The following is an 11,083-nucleotide window of genomic DNA, read 5'->3' as shown; positions in this document are numbered from 1 at the left end:
CCCGCCCCCTCACCCCTCCTGGCTGTCACACCTTGCACGAGCTTCGCCATGCCTACGACACCCACCTGCGCGGCCACCTCCCCTCCCCGTCCCAGACCGGGGCGGTGCACCTACGGGACCCGCACCTGGACGGCGCCAGCCTCGTCCGCACCCACTACGGCACCCACGGCGTCGTCGACCACGGCCCGCTGCCGACCCGCACCGACCTCCCCGCCCTCGTCGCCCGCCAGAGGGACCGGTTCGACGCGCACTCCGAACCCGCGCAGTGGCGGACCCACGCCCACGACCCGCCCGCGCTGGCCCACGCGCTGGACACGGCCGGGTTCACACCGGGCCCCGAGCGCTCCGTCCTGGTCGCCAAACTCGACGACCTCCCCACAGCGCAGCCCCCGCCGGACGAACAGCTCCGCGAGAACGACCGGGTGTCCGCCCGGGCCGTGCGTCGCCTGGCCGCCGGCTCCGGACCACACCGGCGCCCCCTGGCCGAACACGAGGCGGACGGCTACGCCTTCGAGAACCGGACCCTGACCCTGGTAGACGGGGCCCACGTGCGCGCCGCCAGCTGGGCCACCCTGCGCACCGGAACGCCCTTCGTCGTCCTGGAGGGCATGACCGCGCCCCGACCCGAGTTCCTGGGGGAGTGGGCCCGGCACGCCAGCTCCGGCCGCGTCCTGCCACTATGGTGGGTGTGGACCCAGGCCGAGTCCCGCCTCATGTCCGCCGAGGTCGACCCCGCGGCCCAACCCGACCTGCTCAAACTACTGCTGGCCTCGGGGTTTCACCAGGTCACCACCGCGCGTACCCACACCTGGGTCCCGGACGGGACCCCCGCCCCGACCCGACCGGTCACCGAACTCAACGACGACCCCGAACACGACGACCTCTGGGATCGGTTCACCAACCGCTTCTTCTTCGCCCCCAGCGCCACGGTCTTCCCCGGCATCGTCGAGCCCACCCCCTCGGTGACCTGGTCGGTGCGCGCCGTCGCTGGGAACCCCCAACGCCTCGCCGAGCTGAACCGGTCCATGCGACTCGCGCTCGCCGCCAGCGTGCCGGAGGGTGAACACCTCTACTCCCTGGACTGGCAGCACATCGGACGCCGGTACGACCCGCGCCGGGTCGGCGGCGACGAGCAGCCGCGCCATCCGGCGCACACGTTCCCCGACGGCGACTACTACATCAACCTCGCGAGGGACCTGCGTCTGGGGACCTTCGGCCATCCCTGGGAGCACGGTCAGGGGACTCTGTGCGTGTTCGGCCAGGAGTTGCTGACGGAGGCGGAGGCCGACCTCAACCGGTTGCTGGGCTCACCGCTGCGCCGTGACGGGCAGCGGGCCGACTGACCCCGGCACGGGGCGCGCGGCGGTGCCTGTCCGAAACCGTGTCCCGTGCCCAGGCGTCTCGCACTCAGGGGTGCGAGATGCTGGCCACGCCACGCTCAGAGGGTGGGGGACCCTGGCGAGCTTCCCCCCGGGGTGGAGGAGTTTCGGGCCCTGGCCAGCGCTGCGGCGGCCTGGTCCCTTCGGAACGGGTCGTTGTTCTCCCCGAGGAGCTTGACGGCGCGTTCCAGGTGCGGGACCGCCCTCGGTGGGTCACCCGCCGCCATCCAGGTCAGCCCGAGTTCGTGGCGGGCCAGCCCCTCGTGGTGCGGGTCGTGTTCATCGGACAAGAACCCGACCACCTCGTCGAGCAAGGCCAGGGCCTCATCCGTTCGGCGGAGCCCCCGAAAGCAGATGCCCAGGCCCATCCCCGCCTTGGCCACCTCACGGGTGTCGCCCAGCCCCTGGAACATGGTTCGGGCTCGTTCGTGGGCCTCCATGGCCTCCGTGAATCGCTTCTCCTGGCTCAACACCGCGCCCAGGTTGACCCACACCCTGGCTTCGCGATGGGTATCGCCCAGCTGGCGGAAGAAGCCCTGGGCCCGTTGGTGGGCGTCGACGGCCTCGGCGAACCGGCCGACCTCACGCAGCGTCGCCCCGAGGTTGTTCCACGCGATGGCCTCCCGGTGCACGTCGTCCAACCGGGCGAACATGACCTGCGCTTCCCGAAGGGCTTCCAGGGCTTCGGTGAAACGCCGTTCGTCGCCCAACGCGGCCCCAAGGCTGCTCCACGACACAGCCTCGCCGTGATCGTCGAACAGCTCAGCGAAGAGGGATCGGGCACGTCCGTGCGCGTCGATGGCCGCCCCGAACCGACGCGTCTCACGCAGCACGGCTCCCAGGTTGTTCCAGGAGATGGCCTCGCGATCCCTGTTCCCGCTTCGCTGCGCGGCTCTGAGCGCGATCCGGTGCACGTCCTCCAGGTCGGAGAGGTCCCGACGCCGTTTGAGATACGTGTTGAGGAAGACCGGCAGGTCGGTCTCGGTCCGTGTCTCACCGAGCCTGCGGGCCACGTGCACGGTGTCGATCAGGACCGCGCGTTCCGCGTCCAGCCACCGCGTGGCCGCCCGACGGTCGGCGAAGGTCTCCGGGGTCTGCTGGCCCGGCAACGCCACGAGGTTGAGACGGGCGCCGTCGGCCATGGACGAGTAGTGGTCGAACAGGCGCCGTCGAGCGTGGACGAACCGGTCCGCAGCGTCGTCTCCCTTGCTCAGTGAGGCCGCGTAGTCGGCGGTCAGGTCGTGCATCTGCCACCGGCCCGCCTTCCCCGACACCAGGTGCGCGGCCGACAGAGAACGCAGACGCTCCAGAGCCTCGGTCTCCTCGACCCCGGCCAGGACCGCCGCGGCCGCCGTTGAGATGTCCGGTCCGGGAGCCAACCCCAGCAGGGCGAGCAGTTCGGCGGCCTCGGGCGCCAGCCGCGCACGGGACTGTTTGAAAACCGTGTACAGGCTGCGGGAGCCGTCCCTCAACCTGCGCAACCGTGTCTCGGAACCCTCAAGGGTGTTCGCCAGCTCGTCGGCGGTCATGTCCGGAGCCGCTCCCAGGACGGCGGCGCAGATGCGCAGCGCCAGGGGCAACCCGGCGCAGGCCTTCGCCACCCGGGCCAGGGCTGCGGCTTCAGCGACTCGTGGATCGTCCGGGTCACCGACCCGCAGCGCCTCCACCAGGACCCGGACGGCACGGGTGTCGGAGAGGTGGTCGATGAGGATGCGCCGCCAACCGAACGAGGTGAGGCGGTCGCGTGAGGTCGCCAGCAGGCGGTGCCTCGCCAGACCGGGAACCAGGGGAGTGACCTGACCGGCCTCGGATGCGTTGTCGGCCACCACCAGGATCGGGCCGCCCAGTTCCAGGGACCGTTCCTCCAGGGAGGAGCGGTACAGTCCGCGTCTGGCGTCGGCGTCGTCCGGCCACCGCTCCGTGGGTACCTCCAGGCTGCGCAGGAAGGACTCCACCGCCCGGTCACCGTCGACCGGGGTGGAGTAGCCGTGCAGGTCCACGAAGAGCGCTCCGGCGAACCACCCGCGACGGATAGCCTCGTGCCCGGCAGCCAGCGCCAGTTGGGTCTTGCCGACCCCTCCCATGCCCTGGGAGACCACCACTCCCGCAACGCCCTCGACCCCGGGGTCGAGCACCGCCAGAACCCGCTCCAGTTCCGCGCCCCGGCTGGTGAACCCGGCGTCCAGCGAGGGCAGTGTGACCAGGGTCTGAGCCGGGCCCCGGGCGGGGCCGACACCGTAGTTGTTCTGCACACCGATGGTGTCGCGCCGGGACCGGGATCCCTGGATGGCCGCGCGGCTCAGCGGGCCACCCCTCTCCGCGGAGGAGTCCTGCCTGTTCACGCGTCCCCGTGCCCCTGGCTCTGGCTCCGTCGATCACCATGGTTGTTCTGCGTGCCGATCACATCGCGGCCAGCCCGGTTGCCGCTCATCTCGACGTGGTCGCCGTCGTAGCGGGTCTCGCTCCGGTGCACGCCCCCGTGAATGGTGCCCGCCTGGATGAGCACCCCGCCGTGCACGTCGCGGGCGATGTTGGTGACGCCTCCGGCCGCGGACGGAGCCACTTCGTCCAGGAGTACACGCAGTTCGGCGGCGGCGGTCGGGTCCTCACGCAGCAGGCGGCGCAACTGGGTCCGCCAGGTCTGCTCAACCTCCTGCACCGACACCGTCTCCCCGCCCCCGGGGTCCAGTTCGCGGCGGGTCTGCTCCACCTCGTCCAGGGCCCTGCTCCGCTTGGCCTCGTCGCCCTTGAACACCCGGGTGATCCAGCCCTGGACCACCGTCCATCCGCCCTTGACCATCTCCTGGGTCAGGACCTTGGCGCCTTCCTCGAACAGCTCCACCGTTCCGGTCTCCCTACCGTCGCGCCGCCTGGGTCACCGGGCCCGCCGAACCCCGCGAAGCCCTGTGGATAAGACACCCTAGCCATCGGAACGGTTCCACACAGGGCCCTCGGGGGCCGTCCAAGCCCTCCCTCGCCCGCGTCGCACCCGTGAACGCTCTCACCACGGGGAAGCCCCAGCCCCCTGCTAGCGTTGGACCCCGCGACGCCGAGAGTCGGCCGTGCGGACCCAAGAGGTGAACTGATGACTGTCGTGACCAGCGCCGCCGTGAGCGACGCCCCCAGCACCTCCAGCCAGCGGGTCCCGGCCTGACCACACGACGGGACCCCCGAAAACGAAGGTCCTCAACGTTGTCCCACTCCACCCACGCCTGGTCCACCCGTCCCGAGACCAGCGCCGACGTCACCACGATCCACGCGATCAACAGCGCCGCGTTCGAGAGACCGGCCGAAGCCGACCTGGTCGACGCCCTGCGCGCTGACACCTCCGCGTGGATCGACGGCCTGTCCGTCGTCACCGAAGCAACTGACGGCACCCTGGTAGGGCACGCGCTGTTCACCCGCTGCCACGTCGACGGCCACCCGGCCCTGGCGCTGGCTCCGTGCGCGGTGCTGCCCGAGTTCCAGCGCACCGGCGCCGGTGCGGCCGCCATCCGCGCCGGTCTGGAGTCGGCCCGCGCCCTGGGCGAGAACCTCGTCCTGGTCCTGGGCCACGCCGACTACTACCCGAGGTTCGGCTTCACCCCGGCCTCCGGGTTCGGCGTGCGCGCTCCGTTCGAGGTACCCGACGAGGCCATGATGGCCCTGTCGCTGGACCCCTCGCGTGAGACCCCGCGCGGCACCATCCGGTACCCGGACGCCTTCGGCGTGTGATCCACGAGGAACGCCCCCGCCACGGGACTCCGTGGCGGGGGCGTTCCGCATGCAGATGGCCAGGGCAGCCCCGGTCAGCTTGTTGACGTCCCTCCTGGGTCCGAACACCGCCAGCCGCGCACTCCGTGTCCGCCGAACCGGTCCGCGCTGACCGGTCCAGGTGCTCCTCGTGGGTGCGGGAGCGCCGGGCCACCACGTCGAAGGCCCACCACCGTCAGGTCGCTGGACCCTCATGCGGGTCCAGCCCCTCCTCCACCAGCAGCCGCTCACTGACCCTCTGGTAACCCAGGGCGCGGTTGACCGCGAGCATCGCCTGGTTCTCCTGGTTGATGGTCACCGCCACCGCTTCCACATGCGGGAACAGGTCGTGCACCCGCAGCGCCTGGGTCGCCTTGACCCGGCTGGCCAGCCCCTTGCGCCGGTGCGCGGGCAGCACCGCCGTGTCGTGCTGGTCGGCCACCACGCCCCGCGTCACCGTGCTCACCGTGGCCGCGACCACCTGGTCCGACATACGGTCCAGTGCGGCTCCCACCACCAGCCGCGACCCGTCCACGGTCATCTGACGCTCCCACTCGCGCACCCGTGGCACGTCCCAGGCGCGCGCCTCCACCTGGAGGGCGGCCCCGGGGGCGTCCAGCAGGTGGGCCATGACCCGCCCGAAGGAGGCGGCCATGTGGTCGGGTGCGGGCCCCTCCCAGTGGGTGAGCCGGTACCCGCGCGCGGGCGTGGCGGCCAGGCTCCAGCAGCGACGCAGGGTGGATTCGTCCAGGTACTGCTTCTGGAGCTCCAACCGCAGCAGAGTGCGCAGGTAGGGGCTGGCGCGCGCGAAGGACTCGCCGGGTTCTCCGGCCAGCACGGTGCTCTGGAGGCGGTCCATCCCCTGGGCTCGGGCCTCCTCCACCACGGCCTCGCGCAACTGTCGACCCGTGCCCCGACGCCGCACGTGGTCGGCCACGAACAGGCGCAGGAACCCGATGCGCGCGTCATGGTGCTGGTGGCGCAGCTCCGCCACACCGTGGATGGGGTGGCCCGGGGTGATCCGGGCCGCCCAACGCCAGGCCCGCCCCGCGCGACCGGAGCGCAGACGGGTGGCCAGTTCCTCCGCCGGTGTCGCACTGCCCGACAGCGCGGACTGCCCGTCGGTGTACACCGAACTCCAGGCAGCGAGGTCGGCCGTCGGGGTCGCTGCGGGGTCGAAGGTCTCAATGTGCGGACTCACCCGGCCACCGTTTCACACCCGGGGTCGCCACGGCCCGCAACGCACTGGTCGGAAGGGCGACGGGGACACTTCAGGCGGGAAGAAGGGCCATGACCGAACAGACCAGCGCCGCCACTGAGGCCAGGGAACGCACGTGGTTCCACCGCACCCACCCCGGCTCGAAGGCGGCCCGCACCGCCGCCGGGTCGCCCAGGTGCTCGGCCGTACCGGCCTGGTCCAGGGCGTTGTTGCGCGGCACGTTCACGGCGAAGGTGACCACCACCGCTGTCAGCAGCAGGACCAGACCAGCCCCGGACCAGACCAGGGGCGTCAGCGAACCGGAGGTGGCGTACAGCGCTGTCGACCCCAGCGCAGCCACCGGCGCCCCCACGAAGACCACCGCGAACAGCGGGTTCAGGATGGCCGTGTTGATTCCCCGCATCGACTCGATCATCGCGCGGTCGCCAGCGCGGGCCAACCCGGGCATGACCGCCATCGAAAAAGTCAGGAACAGACCCGCGAACAGGCCGGTCAGCACGGCGGCCAGCACCGGCACGACCCCGAACACCATCTCCGACATGGGAACGTGCCCGCCCTTCCTCGTCCGTGCCGCCCACGGGTCACGCGACGCCCCCATCCAAGCACTCCCGCGCGCCCGGCGCCACGGGGTCCGGTCCCGCCCCCGTGTTCGCGCACACCTGTGAGCGAGCACCCGCAACCAGACGGCCCCGCCGCGCGTCTGACCGGCTGACCACCATCCCGGCGCCCCGGCCGGAGCATCGCACCACCACGAGGGAGTCCCCCGACCATGTCCCAACGAGCCCTAGGCGTGACCGGTGTGGTCATCGCCCTGAGCCTGGCCCTCAGCTCCTGCGGCCTGGTCCGCGACCTGACCTCCGGCGAGGAAGGCGAGCAGGAGTCCGCCGCCTCCGAGGAGTCCGCCGAGCAGGTCACCGCCGAGGACGTCGAACTCCCCTTCGTGCGTCAGGGCCGCATGTTCGTCGAGGGTGGCAACGACGTCGCCGTGGAGATCACCGTCGAGGCGCTGGAGCACGACGGCGAATACCTGATGATCGACTTCAGCCGCAACATCCTGGAGACCATCACCGGCGAGGAGATCTCCTACGCGGGCGCCCCCGTCCGCCTGGTCGACCCGGTCTCCGGCGAGGTCCTGCTCCCCATCACTGACGAGGACCACGGCGAACCCTACGGCAGCTACTTCATCGAGGGCAGCGACCTCGTTCCCATCCACGAGTATCTGGCCGCGCCCATCCGCCGGTACTTCCCCGCACCCAGCGAGGACGTGGACTTTCTGACCCTGACCGGGATGACCGCCGGACACGTGCCCGGCGTCCCCGTCAGCTACGTCGACGAGTTCACCCAGCTCCCCGAACCCGACGTGCACGACTACATCGACCCCGAGACCTGGATCATCAACGGGGACCTGCCCGAGGACGAGATCGTCTACCCGGAGACCGCGCCGGAGCCCGGGTTGGACACGGCCGAGTTCGTCCAGTCCATGGAGAGCTTCGTGGACAGCTCCACCGCCTCCACCACACGCGCGGGGGACGAGGAGACCATCGCCCTGCACGCGGACAACATGTTCGCCTTCGACGAGTCCGACCCCACCGACGAGGCCGTGGACACCATCAGGGAGGCCGCCCAGTCCCTGCGCGAGAACCTCGGCGAGGACGTGGAGATCACCGTCGTCGGCCACACCGACGGCAAGGGAGCTGACGACTACAACCAGACGCTGTCCGAGGAGCGCGCCGAGGCCGTGCGAGCACTGCTGGAGGAGGAACTGGGGTCGGACTTCACCCTGACCACCGAGGGCCGGGGCAGCGGGGAGCTGCTCGCCCAGGAGGGCGGGGACGACGACGAGGAGGCCCGCGCCCGCAACCGCCGCGTCGAGTTCTCCTATGAGGTCCCGATGGCCGACAACGACACCGAGGAGGGCGGCGGCCTGGAGGCGGCCAAGCGCCACGTCGGACCTGCGGCGCCCTACTTCGAGGAACTGGACCCCTTCACCACGGTCGCGCACGAGGACCTGGACCTGAACGTCTACCCGATGGTGCGCGACGGCGCGTACCTGTTCCAGATGGTGGGCTTCCAGAACTCCACCCTCTCGGACCTGGAGGCCGACCTGGAGGGCGACGAGGCGTTCCTGCCCGGCAGCCCGCAGCAGTACACCGAGGGCACCATGGGCGGTTTCCGTCTGGAGGAACCCGGCACCGGCGTGATCCGGTACGTGATCCGTATCCGCACGGGGGAGGGGGAGTACGAGGACTTCGCCGACGAGATCCTCACCCTGTCCCCGGGCGAGGAGTACATGGCCCTTGCGGTCTTCCCCGCCCCGAGCCCGGACGTGGCCGAGATGACCCTGTACGCGGGTGCCTTCGGCGAGATCCCCGGAGTCCCGATCCAGTAGCCAGTCCACGCCGCGGCCCCGCCCTCCTCACCGGGGGAGCGGGGCCGCGCCGCGTACGGGCCGGTCGGCCCACCGGTGTACCCGGGCCCTGGGATCCGCGACCGCTCGGCGACCGGCCCCCACCGTGGGGCCGCCGTCGCCACCGCCAACGCCTCGGCCACCGGCTCCTTGGGGGTGACCTCCCTCCAGCCCTCCCGGTCCCCCTTCGGCAGGGGTGATCGGCAAAGGTGAGACGACCCGCCCCAACAGGGGGATCGGGCCGTGGAGTCAGGCCCTCTGGGCGTGGGCCTTCTCCAGTGCCGAGGTGAACACCTCCAGCGGCTGCGCGCCCGAGACACCGAAGGCACGGTCCATCACGAAGAACGGCACACCGGTGGCGCCCAGGGCACGGGCAGTGCGGACGTCGTCCTCGACCTCGGCGGTGTAGGCGTCCCCGGTCAGCACGGTGCGGGCCTCAGCGGCGTCCAAGCCGATCTCCACGGCCAACTCCACCAGGGTCTCCACCTCTCCCAGGTCGCGGGCCTCCACCAGCTGGGCGCGCATCAGCCGCTCGTGGGCCTGGCCGCCCACACCCCGTTCCCTGGCCAGGTGGGAGAGCCGGTGGGCGTCGAAGGTGTTGACCATGACGGCGCCGTCGAACTCGTAGTGCAGCCCCTCCTGCGCGGCGATCTGCCCGACCCGCGCGGTCATCGCACGGACCTGGTCGGGGGTCGCGTTCGTCTTCGCCGCCAGGGAGTCCAGGACCGGCTCGCTCACCCCACGGGGAAAGGCCGGGTCGAGTTGGAAGCTGCGCCAGACGACCTCGACCTCGTCGGCGTGCTCGAACCCCTCCAGGGCCCGCTCCAGGCGCCGCTTACCGATGTAGCACCACGGGCACACGATGTCGGACCACACTTCGATCTGCACGGACGTTCCCCTCACCAGCAGCTTCCGTCCGAGCACGCGGGCGCGTCCTCGGACCCCAACGTCACCAGTGCGCCGACCACGGGCAGGGGCATATAGCCCTCGTCCCGCTCCGGCACCGGCTCGGGCGTGCTCCGCGGCTGCGTGTCGCTCACACCCACCACCCCTCACATACTTCTTGTGCGTAACCTACTGATCAGTGAGTATGCAGGTAGGACAGACCGACCTCAAGAAGGAACTTTCATGTCCGCGACGAACACCGGTGTTCCCCTGACCGAACGCGACCTCACCCGTGGGCCCGAGGACTGCCCCGTCCGCGAGGTCCTGGACCGGGTCGGTGACAAGTGGAGCGTGCTCGTCATCGTCATGCTCGGCCAGCGAACGCACCGCTACAGCGAACTGCACCGCGCCATCGACGGGATCAGCCAGCGCATGCTCACGCTGACCCTGCGCGCCCTGGTCCGTGACGGCCTGGTGGAGCGCACGGCGCACGCCAGCGTCCCACCGCGCGTGGAATACACGCTGACCCAGCTCGGACACACCCTGCTGGTGCCGCTCACCGCCCTGGACCGCTGGGCCAACGACCACCGCGAGGACGTACGCGCCGCGCGCGAGCGCCACGACCGTGGGAACGGCTGACCCCTCAGCCCCGAGGGCGGTACCGGGCGGCGGCCCGGTCCCTGGCCAGCGCCAGCAGCTCACGGGTGCGCTCCTCGGTGCGCGGACCCGGGTTGAGCACCGACACCCACCCCTGGGAGGCGTACGCGGGATGGGGGAGCAGCCGGTCCAGCTCGGTGAAGTCGATCCCGACCCGGTGCTCGGCGTGCGCGGCGCGGGCGTGGCCCACGAGCTCCTCGAACAGCGCACGCCCCACCGCGACGTTGACCCGGAACACCCCGGGCCGGTCCAGGTCGGAGTCGGCGTCGAAGCCCGGGTAGTCCTTGGTCACCAGGGTCGCGAACGGCGTGAAGCCGTCGCGTTCGCGCGCCCGACCGTCCGGGTCGTAGAGGAAGAAGGAGTCGCCCCAGGCGATCTCGGGAGCCCCGCTCTCCCGGCTCGCGGTCATCACGTCCACCTCGCCCAGTCCGGCCACGAACCGGATGACCTCGTCCTGGTCCATCTCGCCCCCTCACAGAGTCAGGGCGACCCCGCGCCACCCACGTTCAAGTCTCTCATTCAGGTGCTTTTTGAGACTTCTTCCGGCGAAGTCCCATCCAACAGGCCACTCATGATCATCAACCCTCAAACCATGGGAGCGTCGCGCCCAACCCTGGGCCGCCCGTCGACATCGGAAACGCCAGGGCCCCACTTCGCGCCCACCCGCGCCCGGGCACGCGGCCCCTCAAGCACGAGCGCGACCGCGTCGCCATCACCGAACCCGCCGCGGCCCACACCCGCTGGCTCGTTGCGGACACCAACTTCGACTCCGTCATCGACGCCACCCTCCTCGGATACGCCGAA

Annotated in this window: 11 protein-coding genes; 4 read left to right on the top strand and 7 right to left on the bottom strand. The window is 71.1% G+C overall.

From position 1 onward, the window contains the following. Positions 1-32: 32 nt before the first annotated feature. Complete coding sequence (locus ADX84_RS24005) at positions 33-1,343, top strand: DUF2716 domain-containing protein (protein WP_082206755.1); 1,311 nt, start codon at positions 33-35, stop codon at positions 1,341-1,343. A gap of 95 nt (positions 1,344-1,438) precedes the next feature. Here the strand turns inward: ADX84_RS24005 and ADX84_RS24000 are convergent, their stop codons facing one another. Together ADX84_RS24000 and ADX84_RS23995 are read right to left on the bottom strand one after the other, a co-directional pair. Continuing rightward, entirely contained in the window at positions 1,439-3,721 is a 2,283-nt protein-coding gene (locus tag ADX84_RS24000; RefSeq protein ID WP_049579496.1) for a tetratricopeptide repeat protein, read from the bottom strand. Next, entirely contained in the window at positions 3,718-4,221 is a 504-nt protein-coding gene (locus ADX84_RS23995) for a hypothetical protein (RefSeq protein WP_049579493.1), read from the bottom strand. The genes ADX84_RS24000 and ADX84_RS23995 overlap by 4 nt, the downstream gene beginning before the upstream one ends. A gap of 350 nt (positions 4,222-4,571) precedes the next feature. Between ADX84_RS23995 and ADX84_RS23990 the strand changes: the two genes are divergently transcribed. After that, positions 4,572-5,093, top strand: a complete 522-nt coding sequence (locus ADX84_RS23990) for a GNAT family N-acetyltransferase (RefSeq protein WP_049579491.1) — start codon at positions 4,572-4,574, stop codon at positions 5,091-5,093. A 214-nt stretch (positions 5,094-5,307) separates the two neighbouring features. Here the strand turns inward: ADX84_RS23990 and ADX84_RS23985 are convergent, their stop codons facing one another. Both ADX84_RS23985 and ADX84_RS23980 read right to left on the bottom strand, forming a co-directional pair. Next, positions 5,308-6,312, bottom strand: coding sequence for a GNAT family N-acetyltransferase (locus ADX84_RS23985; RefSeq protein WP_049579489.1), 1,005 nt, complete (start codon positions 6,310-6,312; stop codon positions 5,308-5,310). A gap of 70 nt (positions 6,313-6,382) precedes the next feature. Beyond that, positions 6,383-6,871: a DUF1772 domain-containing protein gene (locus ADX84_RS23980; protein ID WP_049579487.1), complete on the bottom strand. Its 489-nt coding sequence runs from the start codon at positions 6,869-6,871 to the stop codon at positions 6,383-6,385. Between the two features lie 228 nt (positions 6,872-7,099). On the opposite strand from ADX84_RS23980, the gene ADX84_RS27050 reads away from it, so the two are divergent. Next, complete coding sequence (locus tag ADX84_RS27050) at positions 7,100-8,719, top strand: OmpA family protein (protein WP_049579485.1); 1,620 nt, start codon at positions 7,100-7,102, stop codon at positions 8,717-8,719. 267 nt (positions 8,720-8,986) lie between these two features. Here the strand turns inward: ADX84_RS27050 and ADX84_RS23970 are convergent, their stop codons facing one another. Then, on the bottom strand, positions 8,987-9,625 hold the full coding sequence (locus ADX84_RS23970) for a DsbA family oxidoreductase (RefSeq protein WP_049579498.1): 639 nt from the start codon (positions 9,623-9,625) through the stop codon (positions 8,987-8,989). Positions 9,626-9,865: 240 nt separating this feature from the next. Here ADX84_RS23970 and ADX84_RS23965 point away from each other — a divergent pair, with 240 nt between their 5' ends. Beyond that, complete coding sequence (locus ADX84_RS23965) at positions 9,866-10,261, top strand: helix-turn-helix domain-containing protein (protein ID WP_049579483.1); 396 nt, start codon at positions 9,866-9,868, stop codon at positions 10,259-10,261. A 4-nt stretch (positions 10,262-10,265) separates the two neighbouring features. Here the strand turns inward: ADX84_RS23965 and ADX84_RS23960 are convergent, their stop codons facing one another. Together ADX84_RS23960 and ADX84_RS26850 are read right to left on the bottom strand one after the other, a co-directional pair. Beyond that, positions 10,266-10,742: a DUF6194 family protein gene (locus ADX84_RS23960; RefSeq protein ID WP_049579481.1), complete on the bottom strand. Its 477-nt coding sequence runs from the start codon at positions 10,740-10,742 to the stop codon at positions 10,266-10,268. Between the two features lie 122 nt (positions 10,743-10,864). Then, a partial coding sequence (locus ADX84_RS26850) for a hypothetical protein (protein WP_234004193.1) occupies positions 10,865-11,083 on the bottom strand: 219 nt, incomplete at its 5' end.

It is taken from the genome of Nocardiopsis sp. SBT366, from assembly GCF_001083815.1.
Taxonomy (GTDB): Bacteria; Actinomycetota; Actinomycetes; order Streptosporangiales; family Streptosporangiaceae; genus Nocardiopsis; species Nocardiopsis prasina.
Note: the sequence above shows the minus strand (reverse complement) of the source record. Positions and strands in the feature narration are given on the sequence as shown.

Coding starts and splice junctions, on each gene's coding strand:
- ADX84_RS23980 (WP_049579487.1), bottom strand. CDS start 6,871: ATGTCGGAGATGGTGTTCGGGGTCGTGCCGGTGCTGGCCGCCGTGCTG.
- ADX84_RS27050 (WP_049579485.1), top strand. CDS start 7,100: ATGTCCCAACGAGCCCTAGGCGTGACCGGTGTGGTCATCGCCCTGAGC.
- ADX84_RS23965 (WP_049579483.1), top strand. CDS start 9,866: ATGTCCGCGACGAACACCGGTGTTCCCCTGACCGAACGCGACCTCACC.
- ADX84_RS23960 (WP_049579481.1), bottom strand. CDS start 10,742: ATGGACCAGGACGAGGTCATCCGGTTCGTGGCCGGACTGGGCGAGGTG.